The 15,827-nt window shown below is 70.6% G+C and carries 13 protein-coding genes; 1 reads left to right on the top strand and 12 read right to left on the bottom strand.

Annotated features, from left to right (window positions below; genetic code table 11):
• Positions 1–135: 135 nt before the first annotated feature.
• The 9 genes from ACFV2X_RS34415 to ACFV2X_RS34375 form a co-directional block, all read right to left on the bottom strand.
• Positions 136–1,020 (bottom strand): ATP-binding cassette domain-containing protein, encoded by an 885-nt coding sequence (locus ACFV2X_RS34415; RefSeq protein ID WP_385624221.1) that lies wholly within the window; start codon positions 1,018–1,020, stop codon positions 136–138.
• Positions 1,017–2,060 (bottom strand): ABC transporter permease, encoded by a 1,044-nt coding sequence (locus ACFV2X_RS34410; protein WP_385624219.1) that lies wholly within the window; start codon positions 2,058–2,060, stop codon positions 1,017–1,019. Before ACFV2X_RS34410 ends, ACFV2X_RS34415 begins: the two co-directional genes overlap by 4 nt.
• Entirely contained in the window at positions 2,057–3,076 is a 1,020-nt protein-coding gene (locus ACFV2X_RS34405; protein ID WP_385624286.1) for a sugar ABC transporter substrate-binding protein, read from the bottom strand. The genes ACFV2X_RS34410 and ACFV2X_RS34405 overlap by 4 nt, the downstream gene beginning before the upstream one ends.
• Positions 3,077–3,298: 222 nt before the next feature.
• The gene (locus ACFV2X_RS34400) at positions 3,299–4,066 is read right to left on the bottom strand and encodes a GntR family transcriptional regulator (protein ID WP_179285266.1); all 768 of its coding nucleotides are present in this window, start codon (positions 4,064–4,066) and stop codon (positions 3,299–3,301) included.
• Positions 4,067–4,155: 89 nt separating this feature from the next.
• A complete protein-coding gene (locus ACFV2X_RS34395) occupies positions 4,156–5,196 on the bottom strand; it encodes an ABC transporter ATP-binding protein (RefSeq protein ID WP_385624217.1) in 1,041 nt (346 codons plus the stop codon).
• Positions 5,193–6,230: an ABC transporter ATP-binding protein gene (locus ACFV2X_RS34390; RefSeq protein ID WP_385624215.1), complete on the bottom strand. Its 1,038-nt coding sequence runs from the start codon at positions 6,228–6,230 to the stop codon at positions 5,193–5,195. Before ACFV2X_RS34390 ends, ACFV2X_RS34395 begins: the two co-directional genes overlap by 4 nt.
• The gene (locus ACFV2X_RS34385; protein WP_385624212.1) at positions 6,227–7,153 is read right to left on the bottom strand and encodes an ABC transporter permease; all 927 of its coding nucleotides are present in this window, start codon (positions 7,151–7,153) and stop codon (positions 6,227–6,229) included. The genes ACFV2X_RS34390 and ACFV2X_RS34385 overlap by 4 nt, the downstream gene beginning before the upstream one ends.
• On the bottom strand, positions 7,150–8,133 hold the full coding sequence (locus ACFV2X_RS34380; protein ID WP_385624210.1) for an ABC transporter permease: 984 nt from the start codon (positions 8,131–8,133) through the stop codon (positions 7,150–7,152). The genes ACFV2X_RS34385 and ACFV2X_RS34380 overlap by 4 nt, the downstream gene beginning before the upstream one ends.
• A gap of 12 nt (positions 8,134–8,145) precedes the next feature.
• On the bottom strand, positions 8,146–9,831 hold the full coding sequence (locus ACFV2X_RS34375) for an ABC transporter substrate-binding protein (RefSeq protein ID WP_385624207.1): 1,686 nt from the start codon (positions 9,829–9,831) through the stop codon (positions 8,146–8,148).
• A gap of 358 nt (positions 9,832–10,189) precedes the next feature.
• Between ACFV2X_RS34375 and ACFV2X_RS34370 the strand changes: the two genes are divergently transcribed.
• Positions 10,190–12,142 (top strand): cellulase family glycosylhydrolase, encoded by a 1,953-nt coding sequence (locus ACFV2X_RS34370; protein WP_385624205.1) that lies wholly within the window; start codon positions 10,190–10,192, stop codon positions 12,140–12,142.
• Between the two features lie 638 nt (positions 12,143–12,780).
• Here ACFV2X_RS34370 and ACFV2X_RS34365 read toward each other — a convergent pair.
• The 3 genes from ACFV2X_RS34365 to ACFV2X_RS34355 form a co-directional block, all read right to left on the bottom strand.
• The gene (locus ACFV2X_RS34365; RefSeq protein ID WP_385624203.1) at positions 12,781–13,617 is read right to left on the bottom strand and encodes a transporter substrate-binding domain-containing protein; all 837 of its coding nucleotides are present in this window, start codon (positions 13,615–13,617) and stop codon (positions 12,781–12,783) included.
• Between the two features lie 241 nt (positions 13,618–13,858).
• Complete coding sequence (locus tag ACFV2X_RS34360; protein ID WP_385624200.1) at positions 13,859–14,497, bottom strand: bifunctional 4-hydroxy-2-oxoglutarate aldolase/2-dehydro-3-deoxy-phosphogluconate aldolase; 639 nt, start codon at positions 14,495–14,497, stop codon at positions 13,859–13,861.
• Positions 14,498–14,623: 126 nt separating this feature from the next.
• Positions 14,624–15,589 (bottom strand): sugar kinase, encoded by a 966-nt coding sequence (locus ACFV2X_RS34355; protein WP_385624198.1) that lies wholly within the window; start codon positions 15,587–15,589, stop codon positions 14,624–14,626.
• Positions 15,590–15,827 lie beyond the last annotated feature (238 nt).

Genomic DNA, 15,827 nt, shown 5'->3' with positions numbered 1-15,827 from the left:
GCCTCGGCGTACACGGTCGTGGCGGGTGGGGCCCGCCGTGCGATTGTGCCTCACCCGCGCCAGGCGCCGCATGGCGAGTCCCGCCCCAGGGCGGGTGATCGCGCCATGCGGCGTCCGGCGTAACCCCAGGTTCTCTCAGACCTCGTCCGCGGCGCCCTTCTCCACGGGCTTCATGGGCTTCATGGGCTCCGTCGGGCGGGCGAGGGGCTCCGTCGGGCGGGCGAGCTCGTGGCTGAGCTGTTCCAGCTCGCTGCCGCCCGCCATCTGGCGGGTGAGCTCGTCGAGCGCGATCTCCGACTTGAGGTGGCTGCCGGCCATCGTGCCGCGCTTGAGGAGGACGAAGCGGTCGCCGACGAGATGGGCGTGGTGCGGATTGTGGGTGATCAGCACCACACCGAGACCCGCGTCACGGGCGGCAGCCACGTACTTGAGCACCACCCCGGACTGCTTGACGCCCAGCGCCGCCGTCGGCTCGTCCAGGACGAGGACCTTGGCGCCGAAGTGGACGGCGCGGGCGATCGCCACACACTGCCGCTCGCCGCCGGAGAGGGTGCCGATGGGCTGGTCGACATCGCGCAGGTCGATGCCCATGCGCAGCAGCGCCGCCCGGGTCGTGGTGCGCATCGTCTCCACGTCGAGCCGCTTGAAGGGGCCGCGGCCCTTCCGGGGCTCGGAGCCGAGGAAGAAGTTGCGCCACACCGGCATCAGCGGCACCACCGCGAGGTCCTGGTAGACCGTGGCGATGCCGCGGTCCAGGGCCTCGCGCGGCGAGCCGAGCCGGGCCTCTTCGCCCTCGATGGTGAGGCTGCCGGCGTCGTGCCGGTGCAGTCCGGCCACGATCTTGATGAGGGTGGACTTGCCCGCGCCGTTGTCGCCGAGGACACAGGTGATCTCCCCGGCGTGCACTTCGAGGGAGACGCCCTGCAGCGCCTTGACGTTGCCGTAGCTCTTGCTGATCTCGCGCAGCTCGATCAGCGGCACCCGGGTAACGGTGCCGGCGGCGGTATCTGTCGTGGTCATTTCGCGGCCTCCGCCCGCTTGCGGACCCACCAGTTGAGCATCGTGGCGAGCAGCAGCATCGCGCCGAGGAAGAACTTGAACCAGTCCGCGCTCCACTGCGCGTACACGATGCCCTTGTTCGCCATGCCGAAGATGAACGCGCCAACGGCGGCGCCGATCGCCGAGCCGTAACCGCCGGTCAGCAGACAGCCGCCGATGACGGCCGCGATGATGTACAGGAACTCGTTGCCGACGCCCTCGCCGGACTGGACGACGTCGTAGTTGAACAGCAGATGCTGCCCGGAGATCCAGGCCGCGAAGGCGACCCCCATGTACAGCCCGATCTTGGTGCGGTTCACGGGCACGCCGACCGCGCGGGCCGCCTCCTTGGCACCGCCCACCGCGAAGATCCAGTTACCGGCGCGGGTGCGCAGCAGGATCCAGGTGGCGAGCGCGACCAGGCCGAACCACCACAGGACGGTGACCTGGAGATCGACGTCCCCGATCGTCAGGTGTGAGGCGAAGACCTTGTGGGCCTCGGGGAAGCCCTCCATGTCGGCGATGGTCTTGGTGGAGACCGTCTCGCTGATCAGCTTGGTGAAGCCGAGGTTGCAGCCCTGGAGGATCAGGAAGGTGCCGAGCGTGATGATGAAGCTCGGCAGCCCGGTGCGCACCAGCAGAAAGCCGTTGAAGAACCCGATGGCGAGGGTGGCCAGCAGGGACACCCCGATGCCGACCCAGACGTTCGCCGTCATCTGGTACGAGAACATCGACGAGATCAGCGCGGAGGAGGTGACCATCACCCCGGTCGACAGATCGAACTCGCCGCCGATCATCAGCAGCGCGACCGGCGTCGCCATGATCCCGATGGTGGAGGCGGCGTACAGCACCGTGCTGAAGCTCGACCACTGCAGAAAGCTGTCGGCGACGACCGAGAAGAAGACGAAGACGGCGATGGCGCCGACGATCGCGCCGAGCTCGGGCCGGCCGGCCAGCCGGCGCGGCAGCGAGCGGCGCACCAGACGATCGTCCTTGGTCGCGGGTGGCGCGTCCGCGCTCATCGGGTCCCCCGCCTGGTGTACTTGGCCAGCTCGGCGGCGTCGTCCTTGGTGATGATCTGGGGGCCGGTGAGGACCGGCTGGCCGCCGCCGAGGACATCGGCGTTGTAGTGGTAGAGCCACAGCAGGTCCACGGCCTCGTAGCCCTGCATATACGGCTGCTGGTCGACGGCGAAGCCGAGGGTGCCGTTCTGGAGCGATTCGGCGACCTTGCCGTTGAGGTCGAAGGTGTCGATCTCCGCCTTGCTGCCCGACTGGTCCGCCGCCTTGGCCGCGGTGGCCGCGAAGGGCGCGCCGAGCGTCACGACGGCGTCGATGCCCTTGTCGGACTGGAGCTTCGCCTCGATCGTGGACTCGACGTCGGGCATGTTGGTGCCCTCGACGTAGACCCGCTCCAGCTTGCCGTCGAAGGTCTTCTCGGCGCCGTCGCAGCGCTGCTCAAGGCCGACGTTGCCCTGCTCGTGCAGCACGCACAGGGCCTTCTTGCGGCCCCGCTTGTTCAGCTCCTCGCCGACCGCCTCGCCCGCGATGGTCTCGTCCTGGCCGATGTGGCTCAGCGCCCCGAACGCCTTGGACTGCGCGGCCCCGGAGTTGACGGTGATGACCGGTATGCCCGCCTTCTCGGCCTTCTTGACCACGGCCTGCATGGCCTCGGGCTTGGCGAGGGTGACGATCAGCCCGTCGACCTTCTGGTCGATATAGGACTGGACGAGCTGGGCCTGGTCCTTGCCCTCCTCGTGGTGGGCGTAGAGGAACTTCACATTGTCCTTGAGAGCCGCCTGCTCGGCGCCGCTCTGGACGATGTCCCAGAAGGTGTCTCCGTCACCGGAGTGGGTGACCATGGCGAAGGTCATCCTCGGGGTGTTCACCGCCGCCCGCCCCGAAGCGTTCGCCGCCTGCTCGGCCCGCTCCTCGGCGCGCTTGCCGCCCGTACTGCTGCATCCCGCCGAGGCGAACCCCAGCACCGCCGCAAGCACGGCAGCGGTCAACGCACGTGCCCCTGTCCCAACCCTGGCCACGAAGACCCAGCCCTTCTCGAAGACGTCCCGTTTCGGGGGCGTCCGGGCATGACCGATCGGCCCGGGCGCCGCCCAAGTATCCGTCACGGTGCACGGCCGGGGTCCAGGGGGTGTACGCCAGGGGTCCGGGGCTTTTTCCGGGGCTTTTTCCGGGGCTTTTCGGGAGGCTCTTCAGGAGCGGTTCGTCTTCGGGCAGCCTTTCACGCGGGGAACGTGCGGTTCTCAGGGGCGAACGAGCAGCTGGAACTCGAAGGAGTAGCGCGAGGCCCGGTACGTATGCGAGCCGTATTCGACGGCCCGGCCGGTGTCGTCGAAGGCCGTCCGCGCCATGGTCAGCAGCGGCGCGCCCTCCGGCTCACCCAGCTGCTCGCCCTCCTCGGCGGTCGCGGCGCGGGCGCCGACCGTCTGGCGGGCGCTGTGCAGGGTGATCCCGGCCGCGCGCATCAGGCGGTAGAGACCGGTCTCCTCCAGCTCGGCGCTGTCCAGCTTGAGCAGACCCGCCGGGAGGTGGTTGCACAGATGGGCCATGGGCTCGCCGTGGGCCAGCCGCAGCCGCTCGATCAGTACCACCTCGGTGCCCTCGGCGACCCCGAGGGCGGCGGCGACCTCGGCGGTCGCGGGCTCGGTGGTGTTGCGCAGTACGCGGGTGGCGGGGCGCTGGCCCGCGGTCTCCAGGTCGTCGTAGAGGCTGCTCAGCTCGAGCGGGCGCTTGACCTGGCTGTGCACCACCTGGGTGCCCACGCCGCGGCGGCGCACCAGCAGCCCCTTGTCGACCAGCGACTGGATGGCCTGGCGGACGGTGGGACGGGACAGGCCCATCCGCCCTGCCAGCTCTATCTCATTGCCGAGCAGGCTGCCGGGGGCCAGCCGCCCCTGCTCGATCGCCGCTTCGAGCTGCTGGGACAGCTGGAAGTAAAGCGGGACGGGGCTGCTGCGGTCCACGCTGAACTGCAGCGCCTCCGCTGAGCCAGAGGAGCCTTCTTCCTGCATTGCCACGGGGCGAGCGTAGCCGGACGAGCACATGACGGGAAGTCGTGAAGTTCTGTTGTCCGGACAAACTACGCAGAACTTAGCAGAGCTTATCCGGGATTGCCGATAACGCTGTCAACGCCGTCAGTGTTGGGGCCGCCGGCGTTGGTGCCCTCCCCGCTGCTCTCGCCGGCGTACAGCCAGCACAGCGCCCGGTGCCCGGGCCCCACCTCGGCCTCCGGCGGCCGGCGCGCGCAGGCGTCCATGGCCAGCGGGCAGCGCGGCCGGAACCGGCAGCCGTCGCCGACCACGATCTCCCGCCGCTCCGCGTCCCGCCGCGCCCGCGCCGCGAGCCGGGCGATCCGCGCCGCGCGCGCCTCCTCCCGCGTGGCCCCGGAGCCGGTCGCGGCCGAGGCCAGCAGCTGGGTGTAGGGGTGCTTGGGGGCGAGGATCACCTCGTCGCTGGGGCCGCGCTCGACGATCTCGCCCCGGTACATCACCATCACCTCGGAGGAGAAGTGGCGCGCGGTGGCCAGGTCGTGCGTCACATACAGCAGGGCGAGGCCCCGCTCGTCCTTGAGCCGGTCCAGCAGGCCCAGGATCTCCAGCCGGATCGAGACGTCCAGCATCGACACCGGCTCATCGGCCAGCAGTACCTGGGGGCCGGGCGCGAGCGCCCGGGCGATGGCCACCCGCTGCCGCTGACCACCGGACAGCTCATGCGGGCGCTTACGGGCCACATCGGCCGGCGGCGTCAGGTTGACCGACCGCAGCAGCTCCTCCGCCTTCTCCCGTACGTCGGCCCCGCGCCGCGCCTTCCCGTTGACCAGCAGCGGCCGGTGCAGATGGTGGCCGATGGTGTGGGCCGGGTTGAGGGAGGCGAACGGGTCCTGGAAGACCATCTGCACGGCGCGCCGGTAGTCCGCGCCACGGGTGCGCCGCGCCCCGTCGAGCGTGATCGCCCCGGCGGTGGGCGTCACCAGCCGGGACAGGGCGCGTACGACGGTCGACTTGCCGCTGCCGCTCTCTCCCACCAGCGCCAGGGTGCGCCCGGCCCGCAGGGCGAAGGAGACCCCGTCGACCGCCCGGAAGGGCCGTCCGCCGGGCTGCGGGAAGTCGACGGTGAGCCCGGTCACCTCCAGTGCGGTCACGGCCGGCTCCCCTCGTGCAGGGGCCCAGCCGCCGCGGCGGCGGCATGGGCCGGGTCGTGCAGATGGCAGGCGGCGTAGCCCCCGCCCGGCAGCTCCACCTGGCGCGGGGCGACCGTGCGGCACGGCGCGAACGCCCGCTCGCAGCGGTCCGCGAACGGGCATCCGGCCAGCTCCTCGCGCAGATCGGGCGGCGAGCCGGGGATGCCGCGCAGCGCGCGCCGCTCACCGGTCAGCTCGGGGAATGAGCGCAGCAGCCCCTGGGTGTACGGATGGCCCGCGCCCCGCGCGATGCGGTCGCACGGCCCGTACTCGACGATGGAGCCCGCGTACATCACGGCCAGCCGGTCGCTGATCTCCAGCAGCAGGGACAGGTCGTGGGTGATGAAGACGACGCTGAAGCCCAGCTCCTCGCGCAGCCGCTCCACCTCGTCGAGGATCTCCCGCTGTACGACCACGTCGAGGGCGGTCGTCGGCTCGTCCATGATGACGACCTCGGGTTCCAGGGCGAGCGCCATGGCGATGACGACGCGCTGGCGCATGCCCCCGGACAGCTCGTGCGGGTAGGCGCGGATCCGGGCGGGGTCGATGCCGACCATGTCGAGGAGGGCGCGGGCGCGCTCCTGGCGCTCGGGTCCTGGCATGCCGGGGCGGTGGGCGCGGAAGATGTCGTCGAACTGGCGGCCGATACGGGTCACCGGGTTGAGGGCGTTCATCGCGCTCTGGAAGACGATGGACAGCTTGTTCCAGCGGAAGGCGCGCAGCGCCTCGCCCTCCAGCGCCGGCAGGTCGCTCTCGCCGCCGTCGCGGCCGTGGAAGGTCACGGATCCGGCGGTGAGCCGGGCGGGCGGCTGCAGACAGCGGGCGACGGCGTACGCGAGGGTGGACTTGCCGCAGCCGGACTCGCCCGCGACGCCGAGCAGTTCGCCGCGGCGCAGCTCGAAGCTGACGTCGCGGACGGCCCGGGTCGGGCGGGTGCCGTCGTACGCCTCGTACGAGACGTCGATGTGCTCGGCGCGCAGCACGGTGTCGCTCATCGCTTTTTCTTCTCCTTCCGCGGGCGGCGGGTGCGCAGCCGCGGGTCCAGGACCTCGTCGAGGCCGAAGCTGACGAGGGACAGGGCGGTGCCGAGGAGGGCGATGCACAGCCCCGGTGGGACGAACCACCACCAGGCGCCGCCGGTCAGGGCCTCCGCGTTCTGGGCGAAGTAGAGCATCGTGCCCCAGGTGAGATAGGAGGGGTCGGCGAGGCCGAGGAAGGCCAGACCGGCCTGGGTGAGCACCGCGAAGATCACCGCGTGGATGAACTGCGAGACGATGATCGCCAGTTCATTGGGGACGATCTCCACGAGCACGATCCGCCACCGCTTCTCCCCGTAGACGCGCGCGGCCAGCACATAGTCGCGGGTGCGCAGCGAGAGGGTCTGGGCGCGCAGCACCCGGGCGGAGGCGGCCCAGCTGGTCAGGGCGATGACGAGGATGGTGGAGAAGACCCCGTCGCCCTTGACGTACGCGGCGACCACGATGACCAGCGGCAGCCCGGGGATGACCAGGAAGACATTGCTGATCAGGGAGATGGTCTCGTCGGCGACGCCGCCGAGGAAGCCGCCGCCGATGCCGATGACGACGGAGACGACCGTGGCGATGACGGCGGCCGCGGCGCCGATGACGAGGGTGCCGCGGGCGGAGACGACGAGCTGGGCGAAGACGTCCTGGCCGGTCTGGGTGGTGCCGAGCCAGTGCGCCCCGGAGGGGCCCTGACCCAGGTCTACGCTGACCGCGTCGGGGTCGTCGGCGAGCCAGGGGCCGATCAGCGCGGTGAGCGCGAAGACCGCGAGAACGCCGAGCCCGAGGGCCAGCCGGCGGGAGCGCAGCGCCAGACGCAGCAGCGCCAGCCAGGAGTAGGGGCCGCCGACGGGGCGTTCCGGGGCGGTGGTGGCGGTGGGGAGGGTGGCGGTCATCGGGCCTGCCTGGTCCGGGGGTCGACGAAGCCGTACACCAGATCCACCAGGAAGTTGGCGGCCAGGACGGCGAAGGTGATGACGAGGAAGACCGCCTGCATCAGGGGGTAGTCGGTGTTCTCGACGGCCTGGAGGAGGGTGAAGCCCATCCCGGGATAGGAGAAGACGATCTCCATGACGAGCGAACCGCTGACGATGAAGCCGAGCGAGATGGCGAATCCGGCGACGGAGGGCAGCACGGCGTTGCGGGCGGCGTAGCCGACCATGACGGTGCGCGGGCGCAGCCCCTTGGCCTCGGCGGCGGTGACGTAGTCCTCGGCGAGGGTGGAGACCATCATGTTGCGCATGCCGAGCATCCAGCCGCCGACCGAGCTGAGCACGATGGTGGCGGCGGGCAGCACCGCGTGTTCGACGGCGGAGGAGAGGAAGTCGCCGTTGAACCCCATGTCCAGCGTCTCGTCGTAGCCGCCGCCCAGCGGCAGTACGCCCCACACCTGGCTGAAGAGGTAGAGGAGCAGCAGCGCGAGCCAGAAGTAGGGGACGGCGGCGAGGAAGGTGGTGGAGGGGACGAGGGAGTCCAGCCAGCTGCCGCGCCGCCAGCCGGCGAGGGTGCCGAGCGTCAGGCCGAGTACGAAGCTGATGAGGGTGGCGGCGCCGACGAGGACGAGTGTCCAGGGCAGGGCGTCCTGGAGGACGTCGGTGACCGGGCTGGGGAAATAGGTGACCGAGAGTCCGAAGTCCAGGTGGACCACGGAGCCCAGATAGTCCCAGTACTGGGTCAGGATGTTGCCGTGGCTCAGCCCGAGCATGCTGGCCAGGGCCTCCTCCTGGCCCGGCTCCACGGGCCCGGACTGCGCCATCCGGGCCATCATCAGCTGTACCGGGTCGCCGGGTATGAGCCGGGGCAGAAAGAAGTTGACGGTGACGGCCATCCAGGCGGCGACGGCGTAGAAGCCGAGCTTTCTCAGGACGTAGCGCACGCTGCCGCGCCCTTACTTACCGGATTTACCGTTGACGGGCTTGATACGGGCCGCCACCCAGCCGCCGTCGGGGTCGAGCCAGATGGAGGGGGCCGCGTAGAGGTTGTCCTCGGTGGGATATCCGGTGACGCGATTGCCGTTGAACTCCTGCTCGTTCTGGCCGTAGAAGAGCGGGATGGCCGGCATGTCCTTGACGAATTCCTGCTGGATCTTGTAGTACCAGGGCTTCTGCTTCGCCGGGTCCTTGGTGGACGCGATCTCGTCCAGGGCCTTGTCCATGACCGGGTTGGAATAGCGTCCGAAATTGCCGACGTTGGTGGATTCACCGATCTTCGGCGGGATGGTGCTGTCCACCAGCTGGGCGTAATAGGCGCGCGGGTCGGGGGTGTAGCCGCTGTTGTCGAGCAGCATCTGGAACTGCCCGCGGGCGCGGTTGTTGGACCACTGCGCGTACGACTCGGCCTTGACGACGAGCTCGATCCCGGCCTTCTTGAGCTGCTGCTTGGCCAGTTGGGCGACGCTGACGTAGTCGGTCCAGCCGGAGACCAGCTCGACCGTCACGGACAGCTTCTTGCCGTCCTTCTCCCACGAGCCGCCCGACTTGGTGTATCCGGAGGCGGTCAGATACTGGTCGACCTTGCCCTGGCCGGTCTCGATCACGGCGTCCTTCAGGGACGGGTCGAGTACGGACTCGTAGTTGGGCAGCAGCAGCGCCATGGGGTTCGCGACGGGCGCCTGACCGTCGTACACGCTCCGGTTCATGAACTCGCGGTCGAGGGCGGCGCTGATCGCCTTGCGGACATTGACGTCGGCCGTCGGGCCCTGCTTGGCGTTGGGCAGGAAGAACGTGGTCGCCAGGGGGATGTTGACGAGTTCGAAATTCTTGTCCTTGGCGAGGTAGTTCTTCTTGATGTCGGGGATGAAACCGCCGCCCCAGTCGATCTGACCGGAGGTGACCGCGGCGGTGACGGCGCTGTTCCCGGTGAAGGACCGGTACCGCATGGTCTTGAAGCGCGGAAGGCCCTTGAAGTAATAGTCGTCACGGGCGACCAGATCCATGGTCGTGCCCTTGACGGATTTCACCGTCCACGGGCCGGTGCCCACGGGGTTGGTGTTGAGCGTGGTCGCCCGCTCCTTGACCGGGATCTTCGACCAGATGTGCTTGGGCAGCATCTTCATCTTGCCGAGGATGAAGTATTCCTTGGTGTAAGCGGACTTGGAAAACTTGATCAGCGCCGTGTCCTTGCCCTCGGCGGCCGCCGATTCGATGGGAAGGGCGTACATGTTCTGCGCCTTGTTCTCCTTCGCCATCTGGAAGGTCCAGGCGACGTCCTCGGCGGTGAAGGGCTTTCCGTCGTTCCAGGTGGCGTTGGTACGTACCGTGACGCGGAGCGTCTTGCCGCCGTCCGACCAGGTGTACTTGGTGGCCAGCCACGGCTCGATCTCCCCGGCCTTCGCCGCGTTCAGATGGAACAGCGGCTCATAGATCATTCCGTTGGTCGCCTGGAGGGGCTGCGGGGCGAACGGATTGAAGTTCCGGATGAAATTGCCCGTGGATCCCGTGGCAACGGTCAGCACCCCGCCCGACCCGCCGTTGTTGTTCTTGCCCCCGCCGCAGGCGGCGAGCGTGACGGTGAGCGTGAGCGCGGCCCCGGCTGCGAGCGCGCGGCGCGGACCGGCCGTTGTCGTCGAGATCATGGGTTCCCCTCGCTGTGCGGGTCGAAGCGGTGCGGGTTCACAGGGCGCATGCCGGACGGCGGTCCGCGCACCTCCGGGGCCGCGAAATTAAGGGCGCCCGGAAGAGGGTGTCAATAGTGCTGGCACGACACCGTCACTGAACCGGACCAGTCGAACCCGTCGAACACCCAGGTCCCGGCCCAAAGCCGCCCCGTACAGCCATAGTTGGATGATCAAGACCGCCGGGCGGCGATGCGTACGAACCTTGTCCGAAGTGTTGACACTAAACCGGTAAAGCCGTTCACTGCTTGCTGCGCGGCACCGCCCGTCCGCACCGGGCCGCATCCCTGACGCCCCCTGCCTGAGGGAGAGTTCGCAGATGCAGCGCACGTCCGCACGGCTCACCGTCGGCGACCAACCCGTCATCTGGCTCGGCGCCAACTACTGGTCGCGCACCGGCGGTCCGCTGATGTGGCGCTCGTACGACCCCGAGGTCGTCGACGCCGAGCTGCGCGTACTGCGGGACCACGGGCTGAACATGACCCGGTCGTTCTTCTACTGGCCGGACTTCATGCCCGCCCCCGACCGCCTCGATACGGAGCTGTGCGCGCGCTTCGCCGACTTCCTCGACCGCCACCAGGCGCTCGGCATGACCACCGTCCCCACCTTCCTCGTCGGCCATATGTCCGGCGAGAACTGGGACCCCGCCTGGCGCGGCGACCGCGATCTGTACAGCGATGTGTGGCTGGTGTCCCGCCAGGCGTGGTTCGCCCGCGAGACGGTGCGCCGCTTCGCCGCCCACCCCGCGGTGGCCGGCTGGCTGGTCTCCAACGAGATGCCGATCTACGGCCGCCAGCCCGGCGTACGCTCCGGCCAGGTGCCCGCGGAGCGCGAGGCGGTCGCGGCCTGGGCCCAGATCGTCGTCGACGCCGTACGGGCCGGCGGCGGCACCCAGCCCGTCTCGCTCGGCGACGGCGCCTGGGGCCTGGAGAACTCCGGCCACGACAACGGCTTCCGGCTCCAGGACACCGCCGAGCTGTGCGACTTCCTCGGCCCGCACGTCTACCGCATGGAGAACGACCCGGTCCGGCAGCACTACGCCGCCGCCTGGGTGTGCGAGCTGACCGGCACCTTCCAGCGCCCCGTCGTCCTGGAGGAGTTCGGCGTCAGCTCCGACTTCGCCTCCGGCCCCGGCGCCGCCCGCTACTACCGGCAGACCCTGCACAACAGCCTGCTGGCCGGGGCGACCGGCTGGGTCGCCTGGAACAACACCGACTACGACAACCTGAGCGAGCAGCCCCCGTACCGCCATCACGCCTTCGAGATGCACTTCGGCCTCACCGACACCGCCGGTGTCCCCAAGCCGCAACTGCGCGAGCTGCGCGCCTTCTCCGAGGTGCTGAGCGCGGTGGACTTCCCCCGCTGCCACCGCGCCGACACCGATACGGTCCTGCTGGTCTCCTCCTACCTCGACACCCTCTACCCGTTCACCCGCGCCGAGGACCGCGGCTACGTCCAGCAGACCGGCCGCCAGGCCTGGGTCGCCGCCCGGCTCGCCGACGCCCCGGCGGCGGTGGTGCGCGAGAGCGACGGCGCGCTGCCCACCGACGTACGGCTGTGGCTGGTCCCCTCCACCAAGCAGCTCCTCTCCCCCACCTGGTACGAGCTGGAGCGCCGGGCCCGGGACGGCGCCACGGTCTACGTCTCGTACTCCCCCGGCGCCCACGACGAGCAGCGCGGCCCCTGGTACGCCCATCTGAACGAGCTGTTCGGCGTCCGCCACCAGCTGGAGTACGGCCTGGTCGACCCGGTCGAGGACGACGAGGTGACCTTCACCCTCACCCGCGCCTTCGGCACCCTCCCCGAGGGCGCCCGGCTCACCTTCCGCGCCGCGGGCACCGACAACAGCCGCGTCTTCCTCCCCGTCGAACCCGACGGCGCGCAGGTCCTCGCGGTCGACGGCCACGGCCGCCCGGCGCTGCTGCTGCGCGAGACCGGCGAGGGCTGCGTGGTCTTCTGCACCTATCCGATCGAGCACATGGCGGCCGTCACCCCCCGCGTCAACCCCGAGGCGACCAGCACGCTGTACGACGCCCTCGCCGCCCACGCCCGCGTCCGCCGCCCGGTCACCACCTCCGACCCCCGCATCGCCGTGGACCGCCTGGTCCACGAGGACGGCCGGGTCTTCGTCTGGCTGGTCAGCCAGGCGGGCGAGGAGCTGTCGGTCAAGCCGGCGGTGGCCGACGGCAGGCTCACCGCCTTGGACGGCTCCCCGGCGGAGACGGTGGTCCTGGAGCCGTACGGGGTGCGGGTGCTGCGGCTGGAGGGCTGAGGGGAGGCATGGTCCGCCTGCCGCCGCGATCGGCTCAGCCGTCGTAGTGGTACCGGGCCGCGACTGCTGCCGCGCAGTGGCCAGCCGGTCAGCCCAGCGGTGCGCTGGACCAGTGGCGCGGGAGCACGACGAACGGGCGGGCACCGGCCGGCGGGATCGGCTCTCCACCCACCCCCTCTCAGAAAGACGCTTCATGCAGTACTTGATTTAGAGCAAGCAGTTTTTTAAGAGCAGGTGGGGGGAGGGCCTGAACCGGACCGGCGCCCACCGCTTCGGGTGACCATCCGCCGTTCCTCCGGCCCGCGAGCCGGTGAGGGCCCGGTGGGCCGGACGGCGACGGTGCCCCGGCGCCCCTCTCCGTTCCCGTTGCTGGCCGCTGTGCGCCGAAGGCGCGAGACGATGTGCGCACGCGGCGATCGGACCATGCCGTCCAGCGGCGCTTGGCCCGTACGTCACGCTCACGAGCCCCGGACCGGCGCACCGCTGCTCCCCTTCATCGGCCACCGCGCGGCAGCAGTCGCGGCGGAGCGCAGCGGAGCCTGTTCTGAGCCCAGCCACCCACCGGACCACCAGGCCGAGGAATCGGGACACCGGGCCGACGCCCCGCCCTCCATCTGCCCGCATGGACACAAGCCCTGCTACTTCATCCACTCCTGCTCGTACTTGGCGTACGTGCCGTCATGCGTGGCCAGGTGCACCCACTGGTCGACGTACTCCTTGAACTCGGCGTCGCCGCGCGGCAGCGCATACGCCTTCTCCGAGAAGGAGAACGGCTTGTCGGGGTGGACGGAGCACAGCTCGGGGTGGATCTTCGCCTGGTAGCGGGTCTCGCTGGCGTCGGTCATCATCACATCGGCGCGGCCCGCGATGATCTCGTCGAAGATCGTGGTGTTGTCGGGGTGGACGGTGAGGGTGGCCCGCTTGATGTGGGCGCGGGCGAACTGCTCATTCGTACCGCCCGGGTTGACGATCACCCGCACGCCCGGCTGGTCGATGTCCTCCAGCGTCTGGTACTTCTGCTCGTCCTCGCACCGCACCACCGGGGTCTTGCCGTCGGTCAGATACGGGTCGCTGAAGTACGCCTTACGGGCCCGGGCCAGGGTCACCGACACCCCGCCCATGGCGACGTCACAGCGCCCGGCCGCCAGATCGTCCACCAGCTTGGCCCAGGTCGTGGCGGTGAAGGCGGGCTTGGCGTCCAGGCTCTTGGCCAGGTCGCGGGCCATGTCGATATCGATACCGGTGTAGTCGTTGGTCTTGGGGTCGCGGTGGGTGAAGGGGCGGTAGTCGCCCGTGGTGCATACGCGCAGCACGCCGCGCTCGGGCACCCGGTCCAGCAGGGTGCCGCGCTGGTGCTTGGCCGTGGCGGCGGCAGTGGCGGCGGGCCCGGCGGTGGGGCCGGCGGCCAGGGCCGAGCCGGCGGCGGTGGCGGCCAGCACGGCGGCCAGGGCGGACAGCGTGACGGAACGTCGCATGGCGACTCCTTCGCACAGGCCGCGGCGAGCGGCATGGAACGGCACGCACGGGCCGCACCGGCGGTGTTGGACCTCGCGCGTGATCACAGCGCGCTCAGGGTGGCAGAAGAGCCCGCCCGGCGGAACCCGTTGATCAGCTGCTGAAACGCCGCCCCTGCCGCCCCTGCATGAGACGGGTCGGTTGATGGAACGTCAGCAGAGTTGGCCGGAAGCGGAGTCAGCGGGCTCGGCCGCCCCCGAATCAGCAGACATCGGCCGGGGCGACGTCCTGCAGCCGGGCGAGAAGTTCCGCGGCGCGCTTGGCGACCACGTCCCGGTCGCCCTCCGACAGCGCCGAGCCCATCCCGCAGGCGACCGCTCCGGCGGCGATCCACTCCGGCGCTTCGGCGACGGTCACCCCGCCGGTGGGCAGCAGGGCGGCCTGCGGCAGGGCGGCCCGTAAGTCCCTGACCCAGCGGGGGCTGTGGGCGGAGGCCGGGAACAGCTTGAGGGCGTCCGCGCCCAGCTCCAGTGCGTGCACCATCTCGGTGGGCGTGGCGACGCCGGGGAAGACCGGCAGGCCGTAGCGGTGGCCGGTGCGGATCACCTCCGGGTCCAGGCTCGGGGAAACCAGGAACCGGGCGCCTGCGTCGACCGCCATCCGGGCGGAGGCGGCGTCCAGCACCGTGCCCGCGCCGATCACCGCCTCGTCACCGACCTCCCGGACCAGGGTGGTGACGGCCTCCAGCGCGAACGGGGTGGTCAGCGAGAACTCCACGGTGGTGAGGCCGGCGGAGAGCAGGGTGTCCGCCGTCGCGGTCGCGTGGTCATAGCTGTCGCTGCGGATGATGGCGAAGATCCGCTGTGCGAGCGCGGCCCGGGTGATCTCCCAGCGGTACACGGCAATTCGCCGCCTTTCCTCTCAGAAGGGTCTCCTGGAGATGCCGCCCCGGGGTGCCTCCGGGATATGCGGCCTTTCGCTTTGCGATTGTCGATGCGGGGGAAGCACTGCGTGGGGGGCGCGGGCTCAGCGGTGGACGGAGTTGGCGGCGCCGGTGAACGCGGCGAGGGCCCGCTCACGCACCGCCGCGCTGGGCAGCCCGTCCGTATCGGTCGCGGTCTGGACGACCAGCGCGGCGACGCAGGCGCCCTCGGCGAGCGCCCGTGGCTCGGGCAGCCCGCGCAGCCGCCCCGACAGGTACCCCGCCGCGAAGGCGTCTCCCGCGCCCACGGGGTCGGCCACCGGCACCGGATAGGGCGGCTGGTCCCAGCGCCCGTCCGCGGTCACGGCGGTCGCCGAGCGGTCGGCGCGCTTGATGACGACGGTGTGCGCCCGGCCGTCCAGCAGCTCCGCCGCGGCCTCGTCGGCGGATCTGCCGGTCAGCAGCTCCAGCTCGTCCTCGCCCGCCAGGACCAGCTCGGCCTCGCGCAGCAGCGGCCCGGCCGTGTGGGCCCACTGGGCCGCGCCGCCCAGCTTGCGCCGCACATTCGGATCGAAGCAGACCTCCGCCTCCGCGGCACGGGCCAGCTCGATGAGCCGGTCCGTGGCCGCCGCCGCGGTCGGCGACAGCATCGGGGTGATCCCGGAGATGTGCACGAGGCGGGCGCCGCTGACCGCCTCGGCCGATATGTGCTCGGGCGCGAGCCGGGAGCCGGCCGAGCCGGAGCGGTAGTACTGCACATCGATGGCGCGGTGCGGATGGCTGTCGCGCAGCAGCAGCCCGGTCGGGGCCTGCTCGTCCACCCCGGCGAACGCCACATCCACGCCGTCGGCGCGCAGCTCGCGCAGCACGGCCTGGCCGGCCGGATCCGCGCCCACCCGGCCCAGCCAGCGGGCGCTGTGGCCGAGCCGGGCCAGGCCCGTGGCCACATTGGACTCCGCTCCGGCGACCGAGCGGCGGAAGTGCACGGCCCGCTCCAGGGGAACCCCGGGCTCGGCGAGCAACAACAGCATCGCCTCACCGCATGTGACCACTTCAGGGCCGCTCGCCACCGATGCCTCCCCTTGCTCCCCGCCCGTCCCCTTCTCCCGGAAACGCTACCTGGCGGCACCGACAGCCGCCCCCGCGGGGTTCAGGCCACTTATCGGCCCATCAAATTCCTTCGTACGCAATGCCGTTGTGGCCTGCGGAAGCGCGCGTACGACACGGCGAATGCCGGGTGTACAACGCGGCGGGGCCCGCCCGGGGGGAAGGCGCGGGCGCGGTGGGGGGGGGGGGGGGTTTTTGGGG

Source organism: Streptomyces sp. NPDC059679 (genome assembly GCF_042734105.1).
In the GTDB taxonomy this organism is placed as follows: Bacteria; Actinomycetota; Actinomycetes; order Streptomycetales; family Streptomycetaceae; genus Streptomyces.
The sequence above is the reverse complement of the archived record's forward strand: the minus strand, read 5'-3'. Positions and strand labels throughout refer to the sequence as shown.